Below are 26,353 nucleotides of genomic sequence, written 5' to 3'. Positions count from 1 at the left end.
CGCGGACGTTGCCCGAACCGGAGAATCGACGGGTGCGGATGGACGCGAACGCGTGCCCTTCCTTCCTGGCGGCGATGGAGATCCTCGGGAAACGATGGAACGGTGCCCTCGTGCGTGCGGTTGGCACCAGTGAACTCAGATTCGTCGACGTGCGTGATCGTCTGCCCGGGATCAGCGACGCGATTCTGACCGCTCGATTGAACGAGCTGGTCGGGTGCGAGCTGATCGAACGGACACCGGTATCGAGTTCGAGCAGCCGGTGTGTCTACGGACTGACGGCGAAAGGACTTGACCTGTTGCCGGTGCTCGACGCCCTCACCGCGTGGAGTGAACGGTGGGTTCCGTCCACGGCGCCCACAAACAACACCCCCTCCACTAGAGACCTCCAGCAGAGAGCAGGCCACCGTCCATGAGTTTTGATATCGGCATCTACCACTTCGGAGAGATCACCCCCTCTCCGGAGACCGGCGAACGGGCCACGGCGGCGACGCGTTTGGCGGAACTGATTGAACAGGCCCGGGTCGCGGATGAGGCCGGCCTCTCCGTCTTCGGCGTCGGCGAGCACCATCGTGGGGACTTCGCTGTCTCTGCACCGGCAGTGGTGCTGGCCGGGATGGCGATGCAGACGTCACGGATCCGCCTGACCAGTTCGGTCACGGTTCTCAGTTCCGAGGACCCGGTCCGCGCGTTCGAGCAGTTCGCCACTCTCGATAACCTTTCCCAGGGTCGCGCGGAGATGATCGTCGGTCGCGGCTCCTACACGGAGTCATTCCCCCTGTTCGGGTATGACCTGGCCGATTACGACTCCCTGTTCGAAGAGAAGTTGGACCTGCTGCGCACCATTCAGCAGGAGCATCCTCTGACGTGGAAAGGCCGTCATCGTCCGGCCCTGGACCGGGCGGACATCGCTCCGCGGCCGTATCAGAACCGGGAGATCCCGACGTGGGTGGCCGTGGGAGGAACCCCAGCCTCAGCCGTGCGCGCAGGGACGCGTGGCATGCCGATGGCACTGGGCATTCTTGGCGGCCGCTATGACGGGTTCGCGCCGATCGTGGAACTGTATCGTTCGGCGGGCAAGCAGGCAGGTGTCCCGGACGATCAGTTGCGCGTGAGTGTCAACGGTCCCGGCTTCGTTGCCCCCACGTCGCAAGAGGCCCTCGATATCTCCTACCCGTATTTCGCTCGCGGCATGATGGACAACTTCCATCAACGCGGGCGGGGCGTGGAGATGCCGCGCCGCGCCTACGAGGCCTCCGCCTCAGAGGCCGGTGCCCTGTTCATCGGCAGTCCGGCGCAGATCACCGATAAGATCCTGCGTCAGCATGAGGCCTACGGTCATGAGCGCTACATCATGCAGCTCGGATATGGGAATACGCCCCAGAAGGAATCCCTGCGCGCCATCGAGCTACTTGGCACCGAGGTTCTTCCGGAGGTCCGCAAAGCTCTCGGAAACGCCGGGAGCAGCGAGTGAGGGCCCGGCTGCGGATCGCCAGCGTCAACGGCAGCTACAGTGTCCCGAGCAAGACCGGCGCGCTCGTCACACTGATCACCGAGGAGTTCAGTGATCGATTCGACGTCGAGGCGGATCACCTTGACATGGCCGACGTCGGTACGGAATTCGCCGCCGCCCGCGCTCGCGAGGATCTGGGCGCAGAACTGCAGGCGATGATCCGGAAGGTCGAGACTGCCGACCTGGTCATTGCCGCCACGCCGGTGTTCCGAGGTTCCTACACCGGATTGTTCAAGCACTTCTTCGACCTGGTCGATCAGTATGCCTTGGCGAACACGTTCGTCATGCTCGTGGCCACGGGTGGTAGCGAGCGCCATGCGCTGGTGATCGAACATGCTCTGCGGCCGCTGTTCGGATTCTTCCAGGCTGCCACTGTTCCGGTGGGTATCTATGCCTCCTCCGGGGATTTCGGCGGCACGGAGGTGCTCAACCCGGAAGTCCACGCGCGCATTCGGACCGCCGTGGAGGACATCACCCCGGCACTGAACCGTGACCTGGCCATGTCCGGCGCCGCAGAAGAGGCGGGCCGGTGATCGCCCACGTTCACTCCTCGAGGGAGAGCGTGCCGTTCCGGTGCCGGCGCACCAGATCGGCCACGCCCGCAGCCAAGGTGATCAGCAGGAAACCCAGGACCACCAGCACCGAGATGACCGCCGCGCCACCGTAGGCCTCCGCACTCGCACCGCCCGCTGACTCGGACGAGGCCAGGGACGAGTAGAAGGCGCCGGTGACCGCGGCCAGGCCGATCGCGGTCAACACGCGCTGAGCCGTCTGGGACACGCCGCCCGCGGCGCCGGCGGAGCGCGGTGGGACATCGTTCATGGTGAGGACCTGGGTGCTCGTCATCACCAGGGCCTGCGCCGGGCCGAACAGGAACATGCACGCCGCCAGCGACCAGTACGGCCACGCGCCGAGCGCAATCTGGTGGAACGCCACCCCGGACAGGGACACCGCCGTCAACGCGACCACGGTGCCGACCACCACGAACACCGGTCCGAACCGATGCACGAATGAACCGATTGTGGGGGACAGCACCATGACGCCCAGGGAGGCCGGCAGGGTCGTGAGACCGGCGGCGAGGGCGGAAAGACCGAGACCCTGCTGGGTCACGATGGCCTGAACCGCCCAGAGCCCTGGCATGGCGCCCAGGAAGAAGGCCGTGGCCACGGTGCTGAAACTGAACGAGGGGATGTGGAACAGGCTGGGATCCACCATGGGTTCGTGCCCCGTCGCCGCCGATCGGGCCTTCATCCGCTGTTCCCAGAACCACCACAGCCCCAGCAGCAGTACCGCCGGCGCCAGCAGATACCAAGTGCCCGGCAGGATGAACGGGACCATCAGCCCGACGACGGCCGAGGCCAGCAGCAGCGCGCCGACGGGATCCAGCGCGGCGAGCGACCGGGCGGAGACCTCTGCCGGGTCCCGGCCGGGGGAGCGGAGCCAGTAGAACGCCAACGCAGCGGAGGCCAGCCCGATGGGGACATTCACGAGGAAGGTCATGCGCCAACCCCATTCGGGCCCGAGCGCGGCGAGGATCAGCCCGCCCATCGTCGGCCCGATCGCCACGCCGAGGCCGATGACCGTGCCGAACAGCCCGTAGGCGCGGCCGCGGGCCCGGCCGTGGAAGACGTTCTGGATGATGCCGATGATCTGGGGATTGAGCAGCCCCGAGCCGAGGCCGGTCACCACGCGGGACACATTCAGCAGGGTGGGGTCCGCGGACAGCGCAGAGGCGAGGGATCCCGCCGTGAAGACCAGGATGCCGGCGATGAAGACCGGTTTGCGTCCCCAGAGGTCTCCTGCCCGTCCTGCCGCCACGAGCGAGACACCGAAGGCCAGGGCGTAGCCGGCCAGCACCCACTGCAGGTCGGCGGAGCTGGCCCCCAGGCCGTCCTCGATGGCCGGAAGGACGACATTGACCACGCTCACGCTCATCAAGGACATGAACAACGGCACGAGCAGGATCACCAGGATCCGGTTGCCTCCGGCGGGAGAGGTGGTCGGCCGGTGCGGGGAGGGCGCGGGTGGCTGGGTCATCGGGCGGTCTCCAGCCGTCGTCGCCGGTGGAGTTGGCGGCCCTGGACCAGCCAGTAGACCGGAATCAGCGCCACGAGGAATACGGCCAAGATCCAGAACATTCCGGTGGTGCCCCACCATTGGACGAGCGCTCCGGCGAGCAATGGGCCGAGTCCCATGCCGGCGTCGATCCCCAGAAAGTAGGTCGAGGCCCCCATGCCGGCCCGCTCGCGGGGCGCCTGGGTGACGCAGATGACCTGACCGGCTGACTGCAACTGGCCGTATCCCAGGCCGACGAGCACCGCCGCCAGCAACAGCACCAGCACCGAGGGAGAGGCGGCGATGGCGGCAAGGCCCGCGGCGAAGAGCACAAATGCCGGGAGCATCACCACGTTGATGCCGCGGCGGTCCATGAGCCGGCCGGTGAAGAGGCGGGACACCAGGACGGTGAGCGCGTAGACGACGAAGAACAGGCTGGCCACGCCGCCGAATCCGCGCTCGACCGCTAGGGTCGCCAGATAGGTGACGATGCCGGCATAGCCCAGTGAGTACAGGGTGCCGATGGCAGCGGCCGGTGCCGCTCCCGGTTCGATGTACCGGCCCCAGGCGGGTCTCGCGGGTTCAGCGGCGGAGGGGGTGCTCACTGAGGCGGACGACGCCGGCTGGGCGGGTTCTGGCGCAGGTTCCGCCTGGCGGGGTCGCACGTCCATGAACCACGCGATGACCAGGCCCACCAGGGAGACCGCGGAGGCAATCACGGCGACGGTGCCGAAGCCGGTCGTGGACAGCGCCAGCCCGACCATCGGACCGGCCGCGACACCGATCAATGTCGATGAGGCGAAGTGGCTGGTCCCTTCCGACATTCGCGTTCCGGGGATGCGGTTCACCGCAGCGGCGGCGATCACGGATGACGACACCCCGAACGTCAGCCCGTGGACGGCGCGCACGACCAGGAGCATCCAGACCCATCCCGAGGCCCAGTACAGCAGCGGTGCCACGACGAAGGCGGCGAACCCGATCAACAACAACCGACGGGAGCCGAAGCGCTCGATCAGGGGGCCGGCCAGCAGTCGGGAGACCAGGGTGCCCGCAATGAACACGGCGGCCACGGCGCCGCCCACGGAGTCCCCGACGGCGAATCGTCCCACCGTGTAGCCGGCCACGGTGGACAGCAGGAAATGGACGTTGAAGAAGATCGCGATATTCGCCATGCACGCCAGCACGAAACTCCGGGACCACAGCGGAGATCGGCTCTGCGTGGGTCCGAGTGGTGGCCTGGGCGGGAGGTGTGGCATGAGGTACAGGGTAAGCCGGTGGCGATCAGGGGCCCTCGCTGCGACCAGTTGTGTCTCCGATGCGGAATAATCGGCGGTATGCAGTCAGTCGAGAAGGGCCAGAATCCATCCAGCCGCCGCCCCGGTCAGTCCGAGGACGGCTCGGCCGGTTCAGCGTTCACCGGGTGGGCCTCCCGCGGCAGTGGTGTCACGTTCGCCGTCATGGTGGTCATCCTGCTCGTCGCGCTGCTCTTTGCCGCGAATCAGAACGACGTGATCGGCTGGTTGCTCGTCGTCATCTCCGCGGGCTGGCTGATCCTGGCCATCCTTGTGGTCCTCGGCGTGCGCCGCGGCGCCAAGTCGGTGGACCGCCGGATGAAGAACTTCTCCGCGTCCCTCGCCCCGCGCGTCGGCGGCACGGACGCGACCGGCCCCAGCGCGAGTGGCACCGGCCCGACGTCGGGCGGTTCGCCATCCACCGGCGACTCCTTGCGGGACACCAAGCTGGACCACTCGTTCAAGATCGTCCAGGTCCAGGCGCGCGTGGTCACGGAGGAACTCGACAAGGGTGCGGACGCGGACACGGACATGGTCGCCCGGGCACTCGAGACCATCGAGGTCACCTCATCGAACGCCCGGGACATGCTCAAGGAGCCTGGCGCGGGCCAGAACCCGGACGGACCGATCTCGGGCGAAGTCATCAACTAATCCCGGTGTGTGGTGGGGTGGAACGGCGATAGGCTGGAGCGCGTGACTTCCGCCGATACCGCAGCTCAGCAGCCCGCCGTCGTCCACGCCAACGCTCATGCCCCGAAGGCTGAGGGCGCTCTTCGCCTGGCGACGGTCAACGTCAACGGCATTCGCGCAGCCCACCGCAAAGGCATGGGCCAGTGGTTCGCCGGCCGGGGTGTGGACATCCTCACCCTGCAGGAAGTCCGGGCGCCGCGAGACATCGTGGAGAAGCTCCTCGAGGAGATCACCGGCCAGGACTGGCACGTCGTCGAGACCGAGGCCGCCGCGAAGGGCCGGGCCGGCGTCGCCATCGCCACGACCCTGGAGCCCAGCGAGGTCCGCGTCGGCATCGGAGATCCCTACTTCCACGACGCCGGCCGGTGGATCGAAGCAGACCTGCCCGCTCCGGACGGCAAAGTGCTCACCGTGGTCTCGGCCTACGTGCACTCCGGTGAGGTGGACACCCCGAAGCAAGTCGACAAGTACCGCTTCCTCGACGAGATGGCCCGTCGCCTCCCCGAGCTGAAGCAGTCGCGGGACTATGCGGTGATCACGGGAGACCTCAACGTCGGGCACACCACGCGCGACATCAAGAACTGGAAGGGCAACGTCAAGAAGGCCGGCTTCCTGCCGGAGGAGCGAGTCTACTTCGACCGGTTCCTGGGTGAGGAGATCGGTTACCGGGACGTGCACCGTGAGCTCGCCGGAGACGTGAACGGGCCCTACACGTGGTGGTCCATGCGCGGCCAGGCCTTCGACAACGACGCCGGCTGGCGCATCGACTACCAGATGGCCACCCCCGAACTGGCCGCCAAGGCCACCGGCGCCGTCGTCGACCGTGCCCCGAGCTGGGACACCCGCTTCTCCGATCACGCCCCGCTCGTGATCGACTACCAGTTCTGATCTCGGTCTGATCGCCGACTGAGATCTTCGCCCTGACGCACCAGAGGACTTTCGCATGACCGAACCCACCCATCGCCCGCCGCGCCGGATCTCCCCGGCGGATGTCCTGGCCCAGGACACCTCCAATACCGCCCACCTGCCCGGTGCCGGCACCAAGCACCGTGTGCTCTCCGGCATGCAGCCCTCTGGCGATTCCCTGCACCTGGGCAATTACCTCGGCGCGCTCGTGAACTGGGTGAAGGTTCAAGAGGAGTTCGACGCCTTCTTCTTCATCCCGGACCTGCACGCCATCACCACCCCGCAGGATCCCGAAGCCGTGCGTCACCGGACCCGGAACACCGCGGCCCAGTTCATCGCCGGCGGCATCGATCCGGAGAAATCCGTGCTGTTCGTCCAGTCGCAGGTGCCCGAGCACGCCCAGCTGGCCTGGGTTTTGATGTGCATGACCGGTATGGGCGAGGCCGAGCGGATGACGCAATTCAAGGACAAGGCGGCCAAGCAGGGCACGGAATCGGCCGGCGTCGGGCTGCTGGCCTATCCGATGCTGATGGCGGCCGACATCCTGCTGTATCAGCCACATGGCGTGCCGGTGGGTGACGACCAGCGTCAGCACGTCGAGCTCACCCGGGACCTGGCGCAGCGGTTCAACTCTCGGCATGGGGAGACCTTCGTGGTCCCGTCCGGCTTCTATCCGGAGAACGGTGCCCGGATCTACGACCTGCAGCACCCCACGGCCAAGATGTCCAAGTCGGCCGATTCTCCGAACGGCCTGATCAATCTCCTCGACGAGCCCAAGGTCACCGCCAAGCGGATCAAGTCCGCCGTGACCGACGACGGCACCGAAGTCCGTTTTGACCGTGAGGCCAAGCCGGGGGTCTCGAACCTGCTCTCCATCTTCGCCGCCGTGACCGACCGGTCGATTCCGGAGCTGGAAGAGGCCTACGTCGGCAAGATGTACGGCCACCTCAAGGTGGATCTGGCCGAGGCCGTCGTCGAGCGACTGACCCCGATCCGCACGCGCGCGCTGGAGCTGCTGGACGACCCGGCCGAGCTCGACCGGCTGCTTGACCATGGTGCGGCCAAGGCCCGCGCGGTGGCGGCACCGGTGCTGGCGGAGGTCTACTCGAAGTCGGGTTTCCTGACGCCTAGTCGCTGACCGCACCGGCCGTCCTGACAGCACTGGCCGCCGGACCGATGCACCGTTGCCCGGACACCCATGACACCTGTCATCTGTTGGCCAGGGGGCCTGTTTCCGGCGTCAACACGGCGCGGCGACCTGACATACTGACAGGGAATTCCGCCCCGACGAAAGTCACAAGGAAAGGTCCCGCATGTCATCACCCGTTCTCGAGACAGAGAACCTGGTCAAGGTCTACGGGCGTGGCCAGGCCCGCTTCGATGCCCTCAAAGGGCTGACCTTCGAAATCCACCCGGGCGAATCGCTGGCGATCGTCGGCAAGTCCGGATCGGGCAAGTCGACCCTGATGCACTTGCTGGCGCTGTTGGATGAGCCCACCTCCGGTGTGGTGGCGATGGAGGGGCGGCCGGTCAGTCAGCTGAAGCCGGCGCAGATCTCCGGGCTGCGCAACGAGACCTTCGGGTTCGTGTTCCAGCAGTTCTTCCTCAACCCGAACCAGACGGTGCTGGAGAATGTCATTTTGCCGCTGAAGATCGCCGGCGTCTCCAAGGCAGAGCGCAAGCGCCGCGGCATGGAGGTCCTCGAGCAGCTCGAGATGGCGGACAAGGCCAAGAACAAGGCCACGGACCTCTCCGGCGGACAGAAGCAGCGCGTGTGCATCGCCCGTGCCCTGATCAACAATCCGACGGTCCTCTTCGCGGATGAGCCCACGGGCAACCTGGACACTTCCACCGGTGAGGTCGTCGAGGACATCCTCTTCGGCTTGCACCGCGAGCGCGGTATCACCCTGGTGATCGTGACCCACGACGACGACTTGGCCTCGCGCTGTGATCGTCGCCTGCTCATGCAGGACGGGTTGATCATCGCCGATGATCGAGGTGACACGGCCAAGGCCGCCGGGGCCGGCGTCGGCGAGGCTCCCCGTCACACACCGCGTCACGCTCCGGCTCCGACGTCGGACCAGGGCCCCCGCCGCGCACGGGAGGAGCAGGCATGAGGGCCGTCGACGTCGTCGGGACCGCATTGGGCAACACCATGCGGTCCAAGACCAGAACCTTTCTGACCGTCATTGCCATTGTCATCGGCGCCTTCACCCTGACCCTGACCTCGGGACTCGGCGCCGGCATCAACAAGTACGTGGACTCCATGGTCTCCGGCTTCGGCGAGACGAACCAGATGTATGTCATGCCCGGGATCGATCCCGCTCAGCAGATGCCAGGCAGCGGAGAGCCCCAGGAGTACGACCCTGAGGAGGCCGAGGCCACCGGCGAGTTCGGCATGCAGATGCTGACCGAGGACGACATCTCCACGATCGAGGGCATCGACGGGATCACGAAGGTGGAACCCATCGTCTTCGTCTCCGCCGACTACCTGGAGACCGAGTCCGGTGACCAGTTCGTGCTGTCCGATCTGGGCTTCCCGTCCGACGCCGCGGGTATGGAGGTGGCCGCGGGGGAGAAACCCGACCCGGAGGCCATGGAGATGACCATTCCGGAGTCCTGGCTCCCGGCCTTTGACACGGACAATCCGGAGGACGTGATCGGCGAGAGCGTCACCATCGGGTTGAAGGACCTGGCCCAGCAGGAGCAGACCGTCGGGGCCGAGGTCGTCGGCGTCTCCGAGCAGGCCATCTCGGGTGTGGGCGGAAGCCCGATGCCCTCCAGCGCGCTGAACCGGGAACTGAACGACATCCAGAACTCCGGTTTGGACGTGGACCAGCCGCAGACCTACGCCCAGGCCGTCGCCACGGTGGAGAACATCGAGGCCAACGAGACGGAGATCAAGCAGGCCCTGTCCGAGGAAGGGCTGATGGGGATGACCCTGGAGGACCAACTGGGCGTCATCACCGGCATCATCGACACCGTGACTTGGGTGCTCAACGGCTTTGCGCTCATCGCGCTGCTCGCGGCCAGCTTCGGCATCATCAACACGCTGCTGATGTCCGTGCAGGAGCGTACTCGCGAGATCGGTCTGATGAAGGCCCTGGGTATGGGCCGCGGCAAGGTGTTCGGTCTGTTCTCCACTGAGGCCGTGATGCTCGGCGTCATGGGGTCCGTGATCGGCGTCGGACTCGGGGTCCTCCTGGGCGTGGTCGGAAACGCTGCGCTCGTCAACGGACCGCTCAGCGGTGTGGCCGGACTGAGCCTGTTCGCCGTCGACCCGCTGTCCATCCTGCTGATCGTCGCGCTGATCCTCGTCATCGCTTTCCTGGCAGGGACCATGCCGGCCGCTCGCGCCGCCAAGAAGGATCCGATCGAGGCCCTGCGGTACGAATAGGCTGTTGGAGCAATCCGCCTGTCAGCACGGAAACGACACCTGTACAGCGCGAGCAAACTGTTCCAGACTTCGAAGCAGAACTTCACGATGAGAGGGGACCATTCATGACCGACAATCCACAGCAGCCCTACGGTGCCGGCACGCCGGATCAGCCCGGCCAGCAGCCCTACCAGCAGCCGGGTCAGCCGTACCAGCAACCCGGCCAGCAGCCCTATGGGGGCGCTCCCCAGCAGGGATCCAAATTCGGCACCGATGCCTACAACCCCGGTGCGGTCGGCCAGGAGATGTCGGAGCCGCCCAAGTGGGCTCTGCTGAAGAAACTGACGCTGGCGTCCTTCGCGGTCTACGTGATCTCCAGCATCGTCAGCTTCGTGAGCGCCGGCAACCGGGACATCCTCGAAGAGACGATGCGCTCGCAGGCCACGACGAGCGGCCTGTCCGAGCAGCAGATCCAGGACGCGATCGCCTTCGGTGCGGGCGCGGCCTATCTGATGTCCGCCATTTCTCTGATCATCGCCATCGTGCTGTACCTGGTGGTGTTCTTCGGCCTGCGAAAGGGCAAGAACTGGGCGAGGATCCTCGGCATCGTCATGGCCATCATCGGTTCGCTGTCCGTGCTGTACAGCCTCACTCAGTTGGGGGTCGGCATGGAGGTGGCGCCAGGGATCACCATCACCAGCATCGTCATCGGCATCGTCTTCGTGGTCGTGAACATCTGGTGGCTCTTGACGGCGTTCTCGAAGGAGTCTGCCGCCTACGCGAAAGCCCGTTCCGCCAACTGATCGGCTCTGAACCAGAAGAGCAGTTGAACTGATACAACAGAAAGCCCCCGGGAGGATTCCTCCCGGGGGCTTTCTACGTCTGCGGTCGAGACCAGAACTGGCCGATCAGAACTGGCCGGCGAGCACCGCCTGCTTGACCTCAGTGATGGCCTTGGTGACCTGGATGCCACGCGGGCAGGCCTCCGAGCAGTTGAAGGTGGTGCGGCAGCGCCACACGCCCTCCTTGTCGTTGAGGATCTCCAGCCGCATGTCTCCGGCGTCATCGCGTGAATCGAAGATGAACCGATGGGCGTTCACGATGGCGGCCGGACCGAAGTACTGGCCATCGGTCCAGAACACGGGGCAGGACGAGGTGCAGGCGGCGCAGAGGATGCACTTGGTGGTGTCATCGAACCGCTCGCGCTCCTCGGCACTCTGCAGGCGCTCCTGGGTCGGCTCCGGGCCGTTGTTGACCAGGAACGGCATGATCTCCCGGTAGGACTGGAAGAACGGATCCATGTCCACGATCAGGTCCTTCTCCACCGGCAGGCCCTTGATGGGTTCCACCATGACGGGCTTGGACAGGTCCAAGTCCTTGAGCAGGGTCTTGCAGGCCAGACGGTTGCGGCCGTTGATGCGCATGGCATCGGAACCGCACACGCCGTGGGCGCAGGAACGGCGGAAGGACAGCGTGCCGTCGATCTCCCACTTGACCTTGTGCAGGGCGTCCAACACGCGGTCGGTGCCGTACATGGTGATCGTCCACTCGTCCCAATAGGAATCTTCCGTGGTCTCCGGGAGGTAGCGGCGGACCTTGAGGGTGACCTCAAAGCTCGGGATGTCACCGCCTCCACCCTGCTCGCCCAGATCGATCTTGGAGGGGGCCTCTGCTGGTTCGGTTTCAGTGGTGCTCATCAGTACTTACGCTCCATCGGCTGGTAACGGGTGACAACGACCGGCTTGGTTTCGAACCGGATGCCCTTGATGCCCTCCATCTCGGACTCAGGGTCACGGTAGAGCATGGTGTGTTTCATCCACTTCTCGTCATCACGGTCCGGGTAGTCCTCGCGGTAGTGGCCGCCGCGGGATTCCTTGCGGTGCAGGGCCGCCACGGACATGGCCTCGGCCATGTCCAGCAGGTAGCCCAGCTCGAGACCTTCCAACAGGTCCAGATTGAACCGCTTGCCCTTGTCCTGCACGGAGACGTTCTCGTAGCGCTCGCGCAGGCTGGCGATCTCGGCCAGGGCACGGCGGATCGACTCATCGGTGCGGAACACCTGCATGTCGGCGTCCATGACCTCCTGCAGGCGGGCCCGCAGGTCGGACACGCGCTCGGTGCCCGTGGCGGAGCGCAGGTTCTCGATGTGCTGGACCGTGGGCGCCTCGCCGTTCTCCGGCAGGGGCACGAAGTCGGCGGTCGCGGCGTACTCGGCGGCGTAGATGCCCGCCCGGCGACCGAAGACGTTGATGTCGAGCAGCGAGTTGGTGCCGAGGCGGTTCGAACCGTGTACGGACACGCAGGCGACCTCGCCCGCGGCGTAGAGGCCCGGAACCACGGTCTCGTTGTCCTGGAGCACCTCGGCCCTGATGTTGGTCGGGATCCCGCCCATGACGTAGTGACAGGTCGGGAAGACCGGCACCGGCTCGGTGTACGGCTCCACGCCCAGGTAGGTGCGGGCGAACTCGGTGATGTCCGGGAGCTTGGCGTCGATGTGCGCCGGCTCCAGGTGGGTCAGGTCGAGCAGCACGTAGTCCTTGTTGGGACCACAACCGCGACCCTGCCGGACCTCCTCGGCCATGGACCGCGCCACGATGTCGCGGGGCGCCAGGTCCTTGATGGTCGGGGCGTAGCGTTCCATGAACCGCTCGCCCTCGGAGTTCCTGAGGATGGCGCCTTCACCGCGGGCCGCTTCGGAGAGCAGAATGCCGAGCCCGGCCAGGCCGGTGGGATGGAACTGGACGAACTCCATGTCCTCCAGCGGCAGACCGTTGCTGTAGGCGATGGCCATGCCGTCACCGGTGAGGGTGTGGGCGTTGGAGGTCGTCTTGAAGACCTTGCCCGAACCGCCGGTGGCGAAGACCACGGACTTGGCCTGGAAGATGTGCAGTTCGCCGGTGGCCAGTTCATAGGACACGACGCCGGCCACGCGCTTCTGGGTGTACGCGGTCCCGTCCGGGCGAGTGCCCGGCTCGTCCACCAGCAGCACATCCAGAACGTAGAACTCGTTGTAGAACTCGACATCGTGCTTGACGCAGTTCTGATACAGGGTCTGCAGGATCATGTGACCGGTGCGGTCGGCGGCGTAGCAGGCGCGGCGCACCGGCGCCTTGCCGTGGTCGCGGGTGTGGCCGCCGAAGCGGCGCTGGTCGATGCGGCCCTCCGGGGTGCGGTTGAACGGCAGCCCCATTTTCTCCAGATCGAGCACTGCATCGATGGCCTCCTGGGCCATCACCTCGGCGGCGTCCTGGTCCACCAGGTAGTCGCCGCCCTTAATGGTGTCGAAGGTGTGCCATTCCCAGTTGTCCTCTTCGACATTGGCCAGTGCGGCGCACATGCCGCCCTGGGCCGCGCCCGTGTGGGAGCGCGTGGGGTAAAGCTTGGTCAGTACCGCGGTGCGAGCGCGCTGGCCGGACTCGATCGCCGCGCGCATGCCGGCGCCGCCGGCACCGACGATCACGACGTCGTACTTGTGTACCTGCATTCGTGGGTTCTTTCTGCTTGGAAGTCTCGGTGGGTCGAGGGGTGTGCGTCAGGCCGTTGCGCAGAACGCCGGGGAGGACTCCAGCAGGTTCCCTGTGGGGCCGACGAGGCAGGGCTCGAAGGTGAAGATCACCAGGGTGCCCAGAACGATGATGACGACGGTGGCCGAGTACAGGACCATCTTGAGCCAGAACCGCACGCCATCACGCTCGGCGTAGTCGTTGATGATCGTGCGGACGCCGTTGGTGCCGTGCAGCATGGCCAGCCACAGCATGGCCAGATCCCAGAACTGCCAGAACGGATCGGCCCACTTGCCGGCCACGAAGCCGAAGTCGAGCCCATTGATGCCGTCGCCCACCATCAGGTTGGAGAACAGGTGAACGAAGATCAGGACGATGAGAACCACGCCGGACAGGCGCATGAACAGCCACGCGGACATCTCGAAATTGCCGCTGGCGGAACGGTCCCGGGTGAAGCGGGGATCGATGCGGCCGGTGCGGGGCGCGGCGATGGTGGTTTCAGCGGGGGCGCTCATGGCTCAGTGACCTCCGAGGGCAAGCATCAGGTGACGGATGGCAAAGGCGGCGATGGTGATGATCGACAGGATGACCACGGCCCAGAGCATCTTCTTGTGATGCTGCGTGCCGCCCTTCCAGAAGTCCACGAGGATGATCCGCACACCGTTGAAGGCGTGGAAGACGATCGCACCGACGAGCCCGACCTCGCCGAGAGCCATCAGCGGATTCTTATAGGTGCCGAGAACGGCGTTGTAGGCCTCCGGGGACACTCTCACCAATGAGGTGTCCAGCACATGGACCAACAAGAAGAAGAAGATGACGACGCCAGTGATCCGGTGGATGACCCACGACCACTGTCCTTCGGTGCCGCGGTACAGGGTCCCACGGCCGGACTTCGCCGGGGCCTGCGCTGATGTCGCAGTTGACACTGTTAAACCTCCCAGGGATCGCAAGGGCGCCTGTGCCACGTCCGGTGCGCACAAAGGGAACGCCGGTGCGAGTGCATTCCTCCGTGACAGACTAGTCCTTCTTGAGGCAGTGTTCCCCACTTTTGACCCGGCGGGCACTGGTTGTGGCGCGTGTCACCCGGGGCGATGCGCAACCGGGAACCGGGACGGCGGTCACCTATGCTGGCCCGTGTGACGACTGACCCTGAACCAACTGGCCTGCCCTCCGTGGATCCCGCGAACATTCCCGGACTGGATCGCTTCTACGGTGTGATTCCCGCCGGGGGCGTGGGAACCCGCCTGTGGCCGCTCTCGCGCGCCGCGGCTCCGAAGTTTCTCCACGACCTGACGGGGTCGGGCCAGACGCTGATCCGCGCCACGTATGACCGGCTGGCCGGCCTGGCCAGCGATCGAGTCATGGTGGTCACCGGTGAAGCCCACGAGGATGCCGTCTGGGAACAGCTGCCGGATCTGGACCGCCAGGACATGGTGCTGGAACCGGAGCCGAAGGACTCGGCGGCGGCCATCGGCCTGGCCGCCGCGATCCTGTTCGAACGTGACCCGGAGACCATCATGGGCTCCTTCGCCGCGGACCAGGTGATCGGCCCGGTGGAGGCGTTCCAGGCCGCCGTGGCGGAGTCCGTGGCGACGGCGGCCACCGGCAAGATCGTGACCATCGGGATCAAGCCCACGCACCCGGCCACCGGCTTCGGCTACATCCGCCAGGGAGAGTCGCTCACGGTGGAGGGCGCCCCGAATGCCAAAGATGTCGCCGCCTTCGTGGAGAAGCCGGCCGAGGACGTGGCCCAGCAGTACGTGGATTCGGGGGAGTACCTCTGGAATGCGGGCATGTTCGTGGCCCCGGTGGCACTGATGCTGGAGCACCTCAAGGCCAACGAGCCCGCGCTGCACGCCGGACTGGTGGAGATCGCTCAGGCGTGGGGCACCGACTCCCAGGCCGAGACCATGGCTCGGGTGTGGCCGGGGCTGAAGAAGACCGCGATCGACTACGCGGTCGCCGAACCGGCAGCCGCGGCCGGCGACGTCGCGGTGATCCCGGGCGACTTCACGTGGGACGACGTTGGTGACTTCGCCGCCATCGCCCGGTTGAACCCGGCCAAGCGCGCCTCGGGGATCACCGTCATCGGGGAGACGCCACGGGTGTATTCCTCCAAGGCCTCCGGCGTGGTGGTAACCGACACCCAGCGCGTGATCGCCCTGATCGGAGTCGAGGACATCGTGGTGGTGGACACCCCGGACGCCCTGTTGGTCACGACGACGGAACACGCGCAGTCGGTGAAGCAGGCGGTGGAATCGCTCAAGGCCCACGGCGATGACGACGTCCTTTAATCCGCCCAACCCGCCCAACCCGCCCAACCCGTCGGACTCATCATCGTCCTCTCACTCGGCACGGTCGTCGTCGGTCGCCGACGACCCCGGTCTGCCGAGTGTCACCCCGCTGGTTCACCGGCTTGAGCCGGCAGTCGTCGATTTCCGCAGGGACATCCATGCGCATCCGGAGCTCTCCGATGACGAACACCGCACCACCGAGCGGATTTTGCAGACCCTGAGGGCGGCCGGGCTCTCGCCGGTGAAGCTCGAGAACACCGGCGCCTATGTGGACATCGGCACCGGTCCGATCGTGCTCGGTCTGCGCGCCGACATCGATGCCCTGCCGCTGACCGAGCTCACCGGACTGGATTACGCGTCCCAGACCCCGGGTGTCGCCCACGCGTGCGGACACGACATCCACACCTCGGTGATGGTCGGTACGGCCTTGGCGCTGCAGGCGTTGATCTCCGGCCACACCGTTCCCGGGATGGACCCGCTGCCTGATGCGGACCCGAATCCCGTGCCCGATCTGACCGGCATTCCCCTGAACGGCCGGATCCGGATCGTCTTCCAGCCGGCCGAGGAACGTCTGCCCGGCGGGGCGGTCTCCGTGATCCGACAGGGCGTGCTGACGTCAGTCCCGCGCATCCTGGCCGCTCACTGCGAACCCCGGTTCGACGTCGGCACGATCGGCACGCGCATCGGTGCCATCACCTCCGCCGCGGACACGATCAAGATCAGCCTGACCGGCCGCGGCGGCCACACCTCGCGTCCGCACCTGACCGAGGATCTGGTCTATGCCCTGTCCGAGATCGCCGTCCGGGTTCCGGCCGTGCTGTCCCGGCGGATCGACGTCCGGTCCTCCGTCTCTGTGGTCTGGGGACAGATCAATGCCGGCTCGGCTCCCAACGCCATCCCCGGTTCCGGCTATCTCGCCGGCACGCTGCGGTGCCTGGACGCCGAGGTCTGGGAATCGGCCGGCGATCTGTTGGACGAGATCGTCCAGCAGGTCGCGAAGCCCTTCGGTGGCCAGGTCCATCTGGAACACATCCGTGGTGTGCCACCGGTGGTCAACACGGAAGCCGAGACGGACCTCATCGAGGACGCCGCACGCCGCGAACTGGGTTCGCGCGCCATCCAGCTGACGCACCAGTCCATGGGCGGGGAGGACTTCGCGTGGATGACGAAGCAGGTCCCCGGGGCCATGCTGCGCCTGGGCACCCGGACTCCCGGTGGCCCCGTCTACGACTTGCACATGGGCGACTATGCACCCGATGAGCGGGCCATCGGCGTCGGGATGCGGATTTTCACCGCTGCCTGCCTGCGCGCCCTTGCCGGAGTACAGTAGCGGCAATTCACGAGCGGCCAGAGTCCCGCCGTGCCGGTGGGCCGGAGGGTGCTCGGATCGATGTGAAGCGACTACTCCTAACTTTGGGTAAACTCCCGGGTAACTGTCCTCCGCCCTACTCTTGTCCTCCCCTCGCACCCATCTCTCGCACCCACCTCTCGCACCGAAGGATCACTATGGCCATCACCTCCCTGTCCCGCCCTTCCCGCTCCGGATCTCGCCGGGGTCTTCTCCCGGCCGCCATGCTCGGCGTCTCCGCTCTGCTGCTGGCCGGCTGCGGCGCGGCCCCGGAGGAAGGCGGCGGTGGCTCGGGCGCTGAGACGGCCTCCGATGCCCCGGCTGTGGGCTCGGACAACTCCGACTACACCGGATGCATCGTCTCCGACGCGGGCGGCTTCGACGACCGTTCCTTCAACCAGTCCTCTCATGAAGGGCTGATGGCGGCCAAGGAGGAGTTCGGCATCCAGCACAAGCAGGCTGAATCCACGAGCCCCTCGGACTACACGCCCAACGTCGATTCCATGCTCCGGGCGGACTGCAACATGATCATCGGTGTGGGATTCCTGCTCGGTGACGCCATGAAGCCGATCGCCGAAGAGAACCCCGAGACGCACTTCATGGGCGTCGACGTCACCGACCCGGACTTCTCGGACAACGTCAAGCGGCTGGTCTATGACACGTCACAGGCCTCCTTCCTGGCCGGCTATCTCGCCGCCGGCACCACGGAGACCGGCAAGGTCGCCACCTACGGCGGCGCCGAGATCCCGACCGTCACCATCTTCATGGACGGCTTCGCCGCCGGCGTGGACTACTACAACGAGCAGAAGGACGCCGACGTCGAGGTGCTGGGCTGGGACCGCGAGGCCGCCAACGGCTCCTTCACCGGTGACTTTGAGAACCAGGCTGCCGGCAAGACCAACACCACCAACTTCATCAATGAGGGCGCGGACATCATCATGCCCGTGGCCGGGCCGGTGGGCTTGGGCACGCTGGATGCCGTCACCGCGGCCAACTCCGGTGGCAAGGACGTCAAGGTGATCTGGGTCGATTCCGACGGCTACGAGACCACCGACCACGGCGAGCTCATCCTCACCTCGGTCGTGAAGCTGATGGGTGAGGCCGTGAAGGACGTCATCGAGACCGACCTGGCCGGCGAATTCGACGGCGAGCCCTACGTCGGTACCCTCGAAAATGGTGGCGTCGATCTGGCGCCGTTCCACGATTTCGACTCCGAGGTCTCGGACGAGATGAAGAGCGAGCTCGACGAGATCAAGGCCGGAATCATCGACGGCTCCATCGAGGTCGACTCGGACTACTCACCCGAGACCTGAGTCATCGACGGGCCGCCGGCAGACCCCGGGGCTTCACGGCAGAAGGACCCCGGGCGGGTCAACGGAGGATCAGATTGGCTGGAGCACGGTGAAACTCGAGTTGCGCGGCATCACCAAGAAATTCGGGACCTTCGCGGCCAACGATTCGATTGACCTGACGGTCGAGTCCGGCCAGGTTCACTCCCTGCTGGGGGAGAACGGGGCGGGCAAGTCCACGTTGATGAACGTGCTATTCGGCCTGTACGAGCCGACGGCGGGGGAGATCCTCGTGGACGGGAAGCCCGTGCGGTTCCACGGACCCGGCGACGCGATGGCGGCCGGGATCGGCATGGTGCACCAGCACTTCATGCTGATTCCGGTGTTCACCGTCGCGGAGAATGTGGCTCTGGGGGACGAGCGCACTCGCGCCGCCGGCGTCCTCGACCTCGAGGCCACGCGCCGTCGCATCCGGGAAATCTCGGACGAGTACGGGTTCAGGGTGGACCCGGACGCGATCGTGGAGGACCTTCCGGTCGGCGTCCAGCAGCGCGTGGAGATCATCAAGGCCCTGGTCCGAGACGCCCGCGTGCTCATCCTGGACGAGCCGACCGCCGTGCTCACCCCGCAGGAGACCGACGAGCTGCTGGACATCATCCGTCACCTGCGGGACAACGGCACCGCCGTCGTCTTCATCTCCCACAAGCTGCGTGAGGTCAAGGAGATCTCCACCGTCATCAGCGTGCTGCGCCGCGGCAGACTGGTCGGCACCGCCGATCCGGACGCCGATCAGTCGGAGCTGGCGGCCCTGATGGTCGGCCGTGAGGTGGGTCTGAGCCTGTCCAAGTCCGCGCCGAATCTCGGCGAGGAGACGTTCAGTGTCTCCGACCTGACGGTGGTGAGCCCGGAAGGCGTGCGCCTGGTGGACCAGGTCTCCTTCGGCATCCGGCAGGGCGAGGTGCTCGCGGTGGCCGGCGTCCAGGGCAACGGGCAGACCGAACTGACCGAGGCGATCACGGGGCTGCGCAAGGCCCACGGCTCCGTCCGGCTCGACGGTGAGGAACTGCTGGGCCGCACCACCAAGCAGATCATCCGGGCCGGCGTCGGCTTCGTTCCCGAGGATCGCTCCACGGACGGGCTCATCGGCTCCTTCACGGTCGCGGAGAATTTGGTGCTGAACCGCTTCGACCGCGCTCCCGCGGGCAACCGATTCCAGCTCAACCTGGCCGCGATCCGCGACTTGGCGCAGCGCCGGGTCCGGGAGTTCGACGTCCGCACCCAGGGCGTCGACCTTCCGGTCGGCACACTCTCCGGAGGCAACCAGCAGAAGGTCGTGATGGCCCGTGAACTGGTGGACGACCTCAAACTGTTCATCGCCTCCCAGCCCACCCGCGGCGTCGACGTCGGCTCGATCGAATTCCTCCACGATCGCATCATCCGCGAACGTGATTCCGGCACCCCGGTGCTGATTGTCTCCACAGAACTGGACGAAGTGCTCGAACTCGCCGACCGCATCGCGGTGATGTACCACGGACGGATCATCGGGATTGTGCCCGGTGACACCTCGCGTGACGACCTCGGCCTGATGATGGCCGGTGTCATGCCGACCGCCGCCACCGCGCCCGACTCGGGCGAGACCCCGAAGGGAGTGACGGCATGAGCGCCGTGACCACCGAGGACACCCCGGACTCCGGCCAGCCGGCACCACCGACGCCCGACGGCGGCTCCCGCGGGTCCGGATCGTTCTCGCTGCGCGAGGTGGTCGCCGGCAACGGCATGGTCACCGTCCTGGCGATCGTCCTGTCGCTGGTGATCAGCGCGATCCTGATCATCGTCACCGACGAGGAGGTCACGGAGGCGGCCGGGTACTTCTTCGCCCGTCCCACAGACACGATCGCCGCCGCCTGGCAAGCGGTGGCCGCGGCCTACGCGGCCCTGTTCCGCGGAGCGGTCTTCAACTACCAGGACGACTCCTTCGGCGATGCGATCTATCCCTTGATGGAGTCCCTGACGGTGGCCACGCCGCTGATCATCATCTCCCTGGGTATCGCCATCTCGTTCCGTTCGGGCCTGTTCAACATCGGTGGTCAGGGCCAGATGATCTTCGGGGCCATCTTCGCCACCTGGTTCGGCGTCCATCTGCAGCTGCCCTTCGGACTGCACCTGCTGCTGGTGCTGATCATGGGCATCCTCGGCGGCGCGGTCTGGGGTGCGGTGGTCGGTGTCCTCAAGGCCCTGACCGGCGCTCACGAGGTCATCCTGACCATCATGCTCAACTACGTGGCCGTCCACTTCGTCACGTTCCTGCTCTACACACCGGTGCTGCAGCGTGAGGGCTCCACGAACCCGGTGTCCGCCTTCCTGCCGGAGACGGCGCAGTTCCCGCTGCTGTTCGGCGAGGCCTACCGGCTGAACTGGGGATTCGTCGTCGCCGTGCTGGCCACCGTCTTCGCGTGGTGGCTGATGCGGCGCTCGACGGTCGGTTTCCAGCTGCGGGCTGTGGGTGCCAACCCGCACGCCGCCCGCACCGCGGGTGTGTCCGTGAAGACCATGTACGTCGTGGCCATGGCGACCTCGGGCGGCCTCGCGGGGCTGGCCGGCATGAGCCAGGTCGCCGGCACCGAACGCATGCTGAACACGGACGTCGCCGGATCCTTCGGCTTCGATGCGATCACCGTGGCCCTGCTCGGCCGGTCCAGTCCGGTCGGCGTGTTCGCGGCGGGACTGCTGTTCGGTGCTCTGCGCGCCGGTGGCGTGACCATGCAGACGGAGACCGGCGTCCCGATCGACATCGTGCTGATCATCCAGTCCCTGATCGTGCTGTTCATCGCGGCGCCGCCCCTGGTCCGAACCATCTTCCGGCTGCCGAAGCCGGGTGCGCTGCAGGAGCGCCGCACCGCTGACCCGGTGGTCCAGCCCGTCCTGGCCGGAGACGCCAGTGCGGACGCCACGGGCGAAGCCGCGGACGACGCGGGCGGCGAGGCCCTCGGCGACGCCGCGGCGGAAGAACCTGAACCCAGTACCACCACACCGGCGGAAGGCGAACAGCGATGAGCACCACCGTCACCGCGCCCACCAGCCCCGGTGCCCCCTCGGGAGGTGCCGCCGCGGCGGAACCGCAGAAGGACATCGTCCGTCACTGGACCACCCCGGCCGCCTTCGCCGTGCTCACGCTGGTCTCACTGCTGGTGTTCGCGCTCGCCGCCTCCGGAAAGTCCGCCACCTTCCGGATCTCCACCGAGAACGACGTCGTCCACATCCCCGACCTGGTGGCCCCCACGGTGGCCGTCGGCTGGATCATCACCGTTCTGCTGGCCGCGCTTACTGTCCTCGGGTTCCTGCTGGTGCGCGCGTCCGGCTCCGTCCGTGGCTGGGTCTCGGCGGTCTTCGCCGTGCTGTTCGTGGTCGGCTTCCTCGTCTGGGTGGTCGGCGCCGCGGACACCACCACCGTGTTCCTCACCGGGTTGATCTCCGGTTCGTTCGTGCTGGCCGTGCCGCTGATCTTCGGGTCGATGGCCGGAGTGCTCTCGGAACGGGCCGGCGTCGTGAACATCGCGATCGAGGGCCAGCTGCTGGCCGGTGCCTTCACCGCTGCCATCACCGGCTCGGTGACCGGTTCGGTCTGGGCCGGGCTGTTGGCGGCCGTCGTCGCCGGGGTGCTCGTCTCGGTGCTGTTGGCCGTGTTCGCCATCCGGTACATGGTCAATCAGGTGATCGTCGGCGTCGTGCTCAATGTGCTGGTGGCCGGGCTGACCAGCTTCCTGTTCAGCACCGTGCTCTCCTCGAATTCGTCCGTGCTGAACTCTCCGCCGCACTTCCCGAACCTGCGCATCCCCGTGCTGGCAGACATCCCGGTGATCGGGCCCATCCTCTTCGAACAGACGATCCTGGGCTACGGCATGTACGTCATCGTGGCCGTGCTGTACATCGGGCTGTTCCACACCAAATGGGGATTGCGCGTGCGCGCCGTGGGGGAGCACCCCAAGGCGGCGGACACCGTGGGCATCAACGTGGTGCGGACCCGCTACCTCAACGTGCTGCTGGGTGGCGCCGTCGCCGGCATGGGCGGTGCGTTCTTCACCCTGGTGTCCTCCTCCTCGTTCTCCAAGGAGATGACCGCCGGGCAGGGCTTCATCGCGCTGGCCGCCGTGATCTTCGGCCGCTGGAACCCCATCGGAGCGTTCTTCGCGGCCCTGCTGTTCGGGTTCGCCACCAACATGCAGTTCGTCCTGGCCATCCTGGGCACTCCGGTGCCGAGCCAGTTCATGGCGATGCTGCCGTACCTCGTCACCGTGCTGGTGGTGGCAGGATTGGTCGGCAGATCCAGAGGCCCGGCCGCGGCCGGGTCACCCTACGTGAAGGAGTAGCCGTGGAGGCGACTGATGCCCCCGTTCCGGGGGCCGACGACGAGTTCACCGATGACATTCCGCTGACCGCATCGATTCCGCGCATCGGGCAGAACGGTTCCGGTATCGACTGGAAACGGCTGGAATCGGCGGCGCGGGCCGCCATGACACGGGCCTACGTGCCGTATTCCTCCTTCCCGGTGGGCGCGGCCGCACTGGTGGACGACGGCAGGGTGGTCTCCGGGTGCAACATCGAGAACGCCTCGCTGGGCCTCACCCTCTGCGCCGAGTGCTCCCTGGTGTCCCATCTGCAGATGTCCGGCGGCGGGAAGATCGTGGCCTTCTACTGTGTCAACGGTGACGGCGAGATCCTGATGCCCTGCGGACGGTGCCGCCAGCTGCTGCACGAGTTCCACGCTCCCGGGATGCTCCTGATGAGCCCGGAGGGCCAGCTGACCATGGAAGAGGTCCTGCCGCAGGCCTTCGGCCCCGAGCACATGACCGAGTACTTCGAGAGGACCAGATGAGCCCCGAGCGTTCTGCCGCGGAGCCGTTCGACGCGATCGAGGTCATCCGCGCCAAGCGCGACCGGCAGGCGCTGAGCGGCGAACAGATCGACTGGGTGGTCGATGCCTACACACGCGGCGTCGTCGCGGATGAGCAGATGTCCGCCCTGGCCATGGCCATCCTGCTCAACGGCATGTCCCGGGAAGAGATCGCCCGCTGGACGGCCGCGATGATCGCCTCGGGCGAGCGGATGGACTTCTCCGCGCTGCGCACTCCCGACGGCGGCCCCCGGCCCACCGCAGACAAGCACTCCACCGGGGGAGTGGGAGACAAGATCACCCTGCCGCTGGCCCCGCTGGTCGCCGTCTACGGGGTCGCCGTGCCCCAGCTCTCCGGCCGGGGACTGGGACACACCGGCGGCACCCTGGACAAGCTTGAGTCGATCCCCGGCTGGCAGGCCGACCTGTCGAACACGGCGATGATGAGCCAGCTGGACTCCCTCGGAGCCGTGATCTGCGCCGCCGGAACCGGACTGGCCCCGGCGGACAAGAAGCTCTACGCGCTGCGCGACGTCACGGGCACCGTGGAGGCCATAGCCCTGATCGCCTCGTCGATCATGTCCAAGAAGATCGCCGAGGGAACCGGCACTCTGGTGCTCGATGTGAAGTGCGGCTCCGGCGCGTTCATGAAGCAGGAGAGCGAGGCCCGGGAACTGGCTCGCACCATGGTCGATCTCGGTCGGGACGCGGGCGTGAACACCTCCGCCTTGCTGACCGAGATGAACACCCCTCTCGGCCTGACCGCGGGCAACGCGATCGAGGTGGCCGAATCCGTGGAGGTGCTCGACGGCGGGGGACCGGCCGACGTCGTTCACCTGACGGTGGAACTGGCCCGGACCATGCTGGCCGGCGCAGGGGTGACCGGGGTGGACCCGGCCGAAGCCCTGGCCGACGGCCGGGCGATGGACGTCTGGCGGCGGATGATCAGCGCACAGGGTGGAGACCCGGACGCGCCGATGCCCACCGCCCGCGAATCCCACGTGGTAACGGCGCCGAACTCCGGCGTGCTCACCCGGCTGGACGCGATGGCGGTCGGCCTGGCGGCCTGGCGGCTCGGTGCCGGACGGACTCGTCAGGGCGCCCCCGTTCAAGCCGGGGCCGGCGTGCGGATGCACGCCAAACCGGGCGACACCGTGCAGGCTGGGGAGCCGCTGCTCACCCTGCTGACAGACACCCCGGAGCAGTTCGACCGGGCCCTGGCCGCGCTGGACAACGGCGTGGACATCGCCGCGGCCGGAACCGATGAGGCGGAGGCGTTCACCGCGCGTCCGCTGATCATCGACCGGATCGACTGAGGTCTGGCCTTGCCGGACGTCATCGGGGCCCTGGAGGACCTCATCCTCCACGCCGCGGGGCAGTGGTGGGTTCTCGTGGCGGTCTACCTGCTGTGCACCATCGACGGGTTCTTTCCCGTGGTGCCGTCCGAGTCGGTGCTGGTGGCCCTGGCGGCGATCTCCGACGGCGACAACACGGTCTCACTGTGGTGGGTGTGGCTGCTGGGTGGACTCGGGGCCGTCACCGGAGACCAGATCGCCTACTGGATGGGGCGGCGCATCGGCGTCGAGCGCTTTCGCTGGATGCGGATCCGCCACTTCCGCCGTGCCGTCCAGGGTGCCCAAACCGCGCTGGCGCATCACGGAGCCCTGGTGATCTGCACCGCCCGCTACATTCCGGGCGGCCGAGTCGCAGTGAACTACACCGCCGGCGCCACCGGATACTCCCGACTGCGGTTTACTCTCTTGGACGTCTTCGCTGCCTTCCTGTGGTCCGCCTACTCGATCGGCATCGCTCGGGCCACGTCCGGCTGGCTCGACAACACCCTGCTGCAGATCGTGGTGGCCGTCATCGCCGCCGCCGCTGTCGGATGGCTGGTCGACGTGATCCTGCAGAAGATCATGGCCAGGATGGCGGCACGGCGTCAGCCCGGCGAAGCGGACGCCGTAGACTCGCCACGTGACTGACGACATCGAATTCTCCGCACCCTCGCCCCTTGACGTCGACCTGGCCGCACTGCCCAAGGTCAGTCTCCACGACCACCTCGACGGCGGATTACGACCGGCCACTGTTCTGGACCTCGCTCGCCAGATCGGCCATGACCTTCCGGCCGAGAACGCCGACGAGCTCGCCGACTGGTTCACCGAATCCGCCAATGCCGGCACGCTGGAGCGTTACCTGGAGACCTTCGATCACACCATTGCTGTGATGCAGACGGCCGAGGGGCTACAGCGAGTGGCCCGGGAATTCGTCGAGGATCTGGTCGAGGACGGTGTGGTCTACGCCGAGATCCGCTGGGCGCCCGAGCAACACCTGTCCGGCGGACTGAGCCTGGACCAGGCCGTGGAGGCGGTGCAGTCCGGACTGGACGAGGCCGTCGCCCGAGCGCAGGAGGACGGCACCCCCATCCGGGTGGGTCAGCTCATCAGCGCCATGCGCCAGAACGACCGCTCACAGGAGATCGCCGAACTGGCCGTGCGGCACCGTGACTCCGGCGCCGTGGGCTTCGACATCGCCGGACCGGAGGCCGGATTCGCTCCGTCGCGATTCACCGAGGCCTTCAGCTGGTTGGCCGCCCAGAAGTTCCCGGCCACCGTCCACGCGGGGGAGTCCGACGGCGTCGAGTCCATCGACGACGCGTTGGTCAACGGCCGCGCGTTGCGACTGGGCCACGGCGTGCGCATCGCCGATGACATCACCGTGGAGTTCGACGCCAGCGAGAACAAGCCCGCCGGTGAGGCCCACGCCGTGGTGGAGCTCGGGGCCACCGCCGCGTGGGTGCGTGACCGGGGCATCGCCCTGGAGATCTGCCCGTCCTCTAATCTGCAGACCGGCGCCGTCGCGGGATACGGCGGCACCATCTCCACGCACCCGATCGATATGCTCGCTCAACTCGGATTCCGCGTCACGATCAATCCGGACAATCGCTTGATGAGCGGAGTCTCCCTGACCGACGAGCTGTACCTGCTCGCCGAGGCCTTCGACTACTCGTTGGAAGAGTTGCTGGATTTCCAGCTCAACGCCGCCGAGGCCGCCTTCCTGCCGCTCGAGGAGCGAGAGTCCCTCGCGGAACTGCTGGTGGAGTCCTGGGGCGAGGCGATCTCCGCCGACCACAACGGTGACGGCCCGGTGCGCCTGGAGTCGTTGGAGGAATTCCCCGATGCCGAGGATTCTTGAGCCGAGG

Annotated in this window: 25 protein-coding genes; 19 read left to right on the top strand and 6 right to left on the bottom strand. The window is 66.8% G+C overall.

Translation table 11 applies throughout. The features are described from left to right. The first annotated feature begins 38 nt into the window (after positions 1–38). The 3 genes from ACFQQD_RS12535 to msuE are packed head-to-tail and all read left to right on the top strand — an operon-like array spanning position 39 to position 2,043. Entirely contained in the window at positions 39–413 is a 375-nt protein-coding gene (locus ACFQQD_RS12535) for a winged helix-turn-helix transcriptional regulator (RefSeq protein ID WP_378089818.1), read from the top strand. Further along, positions 410–1,471, top strand: coding sequence for an LLM class flavin-dependent oxidoreductase (locus ACFQQD_RS12530; protein ID WP_378089816.1), 1,062 nt, complete (start codon positions 410–412; stop codon positions 1,469–1,471). The genes ACFQQD_RS12535 and ACFQQD_RS12530 overlap by 4 nt, the downstream gene beginning before the upstream one ends. Beyond that, the gene (msuE, locus tag ACFQQD_RS12525; RefSeq protein WP_378089814.1) at positions 1,468–2,043 is read left to right on the top strand and encodes an FMN reductase; all 576 of its coding nucleotides are present in this window, start codon (positions 1,468–1,470) and stop codon (positions 2,041–2,043) included. Before ACFQQD_RS12530 ends, msuE begins: the two co-directional genes overlap by 4 nt. Positions 2,044–2,053: 10 nt before the next feature. Here the strand turns inward: msuE and ACFQQD_RS12520 are convergent, their stop codons facing one another. Both ACFQQD_RS12520 and ACFQQD_RS12515 read right to left on the bottom strand, forming a co-directional pair. Beyond that, the gene (locus ACFQQD_RS12520; protein ID WP_378089812.1) at positions 2,054–3,547 is read right to left on the bottom strand and encodes an MFS transporter; all 1,494 of its coding nucleotides are present in this window, start codon (positions 3,545–3,547) and stop codon (positions 2,054–2,056) included. Then, a complete protein-coding gene (locus ACFQQD_RS12515) occupies positions 3,544–4,737 on the bottom strand; it encodes an MFS transporter (protein ID WP_378089810.1) in 1,194 nt (397 codons plus the stop codon). The genes ACFQQD_RS12520 and ACFQQD_RS12515 overlap by 4 nt, the downstream gene beginning before the upstream one ends. A 162-nt stretch (positions 4,738–4,899) precedes the next feature. On the opposite strand from ACFQQD_RS12515, the gene ACFQQD_RS12510 reads away from it, so the two are divergent. The 6 genes from ACFQQD_RS12510 to ACFQQD_RS12485 all read left to right on the top strand — a co-directional run bounded on the left by ACFQQD_RS12510 (position 4,900) and on the right by ACFQQD_RS12485 (position 10,632). Next, on the top strand, positions 4,900–5,508 hold the full coding sequence (locus ACFQQD_RS12510) for a hypothetical protein (RefSeq protein ID WP_378089808.1): 609 nt from the start codon (positions 4,900–4,902) through the stop codon (positions 5,506–5,508). 42 nt (positions 5,509–5,550) lie between these two features. Further along, positions 5,551–6,435, top strand: coding sequence for an exodeoxyribonuclease III (locus ACFQQD_RS12505; RefSeq protein ID WP_378089806.1), 885 nt, complete (start codon positions 5,551–5,553; stop codon positions 6,433–6,435). A gap of 55 nt (positions 6,436–6,490) precedes the next feature. Continuing rightward, entirely contained in the window at positions 6,491–7,591 is a 1,101-nt protein-coding gene (trpS, locus tag ACFQQD_RS12500; protein ID WP_378089803.1) for a tryptophan--tRNA ligase, read from the top strand. 175 nt (positions 7,592–7,766) lie between these two features. After that, positions 7,767–8,570 carry an ABC transporter ATP-binding protein gene (locus ACFQQD_RS12495; protein ID WP_378089801.1) on the top strand — a complete coding sequence of 268 codons (804 nt, stop codon included), beginning with the start codon at positions 7,767–7,769 and terminating at the stop codon, positions 8,568–8,570. Beyond that, the gene (locus tag ACFQQD_RS12490) at positions 8,567–9,850 is read left to right on the top strand and encodes an ABC transporter permease (protein WP_378089799.1); all 1,284 of its coding nucleotides are present in this window, start codon (positions 8,567–8,569) and stop codon (positions 9,848–9,850) included. Before ACFQQD_RS12495 ends, ACFQQD_RS12490 begins: the two co-directional genes overlap by 4 nt. Positions 9,851–9,954: 104 nt before the next feature. Then, entirely contained in the window at positions 9,955–10,632 is a 678-nt protein-coding gene (locus ACFQQD_RS12485; protein WP_378089797.1) for a hypothetical protein, read from the top strand. 105 nt (positions 10,633–10,737) lie between these two features. On the opposite strand, the gene ACFQQD_RS12480 is transcribed toward ACFQQD_RS12485, so the two are convergent. Genes ACFQQD_RS12480 through sdhC form a run of 4 tightly spaced genes read right to left on the bottom strand, consistent with a single transcriptional unit; the run spans position 10,738 to position 14,258 of the window. After that, positions 10,738–11,526 carry a succinate dehydrogenase iron-sulfur subunit gene (locus ACFQQD_RS12480; protein WP_378089795.1) on the bottom strand — a complete coding sequence of 263 codons (789 nt, stop codon included), beginning with the start codon at positions 11,524–11,526 and terminating at the stop codon, positions 10,738–10,740. After that, positions 11,526–13,313, bottom strand: a complete 1,788-nt coding sequence (sdhA, locus tag ACFQQD_RS12475) for a succinate dehydrogenase flavoprotein subunit (RefSeq protein WP_378089793.1) — start codon at positions 13,311–13,313, stop codon at positions 11,526–11,528. Before sdhA ends, ACFQQD_RS12480 begins: the two co-directional genes overlap by 1 nt. 48 nt (positions 13,314–13,361) lie before the next feature. After that, complete coding sequence (locus ACFQQD_RS12470) at positions 13,362–13,847, bottom strand: succinate dehydrogenase hydrophobic membrane anchor subunit (RefSeq protein ID WP_378089791.1); 486 nt, start codon at positions 13,845–13,847, stop codon at positions 13,362–13,364. Between the two features lie 3 nt (positions 13,848–13,850). Then, positions 13,851–14,258 carry a succinate dehydrogenase, cytochrome b556 subunit gene (gene sdhC, locus ACFQQD_RS12465; protein WP_378089789.1) on the bottom strand — a complete coding sequence of 136 codons (408 nt, stop codon included), beginning with the start codon at positions 14,256–14,258 and terminating at the stop codon, positions 13,851–13,853. Between the two features lie 210 nt (positions 14,259–14,468). Between sdhC and ACFQQD_RS12460 the strand changes: the two genes are divergently transcribed. From ACFQQD_RS12460 to ACFQQD_RS12415, 10 genes are all read left to right on the top strand, one after another. Beyond that, positions 14,469–15,626 (top strand): mannose-1-phosphate guanylyltransferase, encoded by a 1,158-nt coding sequence (locus ACFQQD_RS12460; RefSeq protein ID WP_378089787.1) that lies wholly within the window; start codon positions 14,469–14,471, stop codon positions 15,624–15,626. Next, positions 15,610–16,956, top strand: a complete 1,347-nt coding sequence (locus ACFQQD_RS12455) for an amidohydrolase (RefSeq protein WP_378089785.1) — start codon at positions 15,610–15,612, stop codon at positions 16,954–16,956. The genes ACFQQD_RS12460 and ACFQQD_RS12455 overlap by 17 nt, the downstream gene beginning before the upstream one ends. Before the next feature lie 176 nt (positions 16,957–17,132). Beyond that, on the top strand, positions 17,133–18,287 hold the full coding sequence (locus ACFQQD_RS12450; protein WP_378089783.1) for a BMP family protein: 1,155 nt from the start codon (positions 17,133–17,135) through the stop codon (positions 18,285–18,287). An 88-nt stretch (positions 18,288–18,375) separates the two neighbouring features. After that, on the top strand, positions 18,376–19,923 hold the full coding sequence (locus ACFQQD_RS12445; RefSeq protein WP_378089781.1) for an ABC transporter ATP-binding protein: 1,548 nt from the start codon (positions 18,376–18,378) through the stop codon (positions 19,921–19,923). Next, a complete protein-coding gene (locus ACFQQD_RS12440) occupies positions 19,920–21,317 on the top strand; it encodes an ABC transporter permease (RefSeq protein WP_378089778.1) in 1,398 nt (465 codons plus the stop codon). Before ACFQQD_RS12445 ends, ACFQQD_RS12440 begins: the two co-directional genes overlap by 4 nt. Beyond that, entirely contained in the window at positions 21,314–22,630 is a 1,317-nt protein-coding gene (locus tag ACFQQD_RS12435) for an ABC transporter permease (RefSeq protein ID WP_378089776.1), read from the top strand. The genes ACFQQD_RS12440 and ACFQQD_RS12435 overlap by 4 nt, the downstream gene beginning before the upstream one ends. Before the next feature lie 62 nt (positions 22,631–22,692). Beyond that, positions 22,693–23,136 carry a cytidine deaminase gene (locus ACFQQD_RS12430; RefSeq protein WP_378090140.1) on the top strand — a complete coding sequence of 148 codons (444 nt, stop codon included), beginning with the start codon at positions 22,693–22,695 and terminating at the stop codon, positions 23,134–23,136. After that, a complete protein-coding gene (locus ACFQQD_RS12425) occupies positions 23,133–24,470 on the top strand; it encodes a thymidine phosphorylase (RefSeq protein ID WP_378089774.1) in 1,338 nt (445 codons plus the stop codon). Before ACFQQD_RS12430 ends, ACFQQD_RS12425 begins: the two co-directional genes overlap by 4 nt. Positions 24,471–24,479: 9 nt before the next feature. After that, a complete protein-coding gene (locus tag ACFQQD_RS12420; RefSeq protein WP_378089772.1) occupies positions 24,480–25,136 on the top strand; it encodes a DedA family protein in 657 nt (218 codons plus the stop codon). Next, complete coding sequence (locus tag ACFQQD_RS12415; protein WP_378089769.1) at positions 25,129–26,346, top strand: adenosine deaminase; 1,218 nt, start codon at positions 25,129–25,131, stop codon at positions 26,344–26,346. The genes ACFQQD_RS12420 and ACFQQD_RS12415 overlap by 8 nt, the downstream gene beginning before the upstream one ends. Positions 26,347–26,353: the final 7 nt, after the last annotated feature.

It is taken from the genome of Citricoccus sp. GCM10030269 (genome assembly GCF_042665635.1).
GTDB lineage: Bacteria > Actinomycetota > Actinomycetes > Actinomycetales > Micrococcaceae > Citricoccus.
This window is presented reverse-complemented; position numbering and strand designations above follow the sequence as displayed.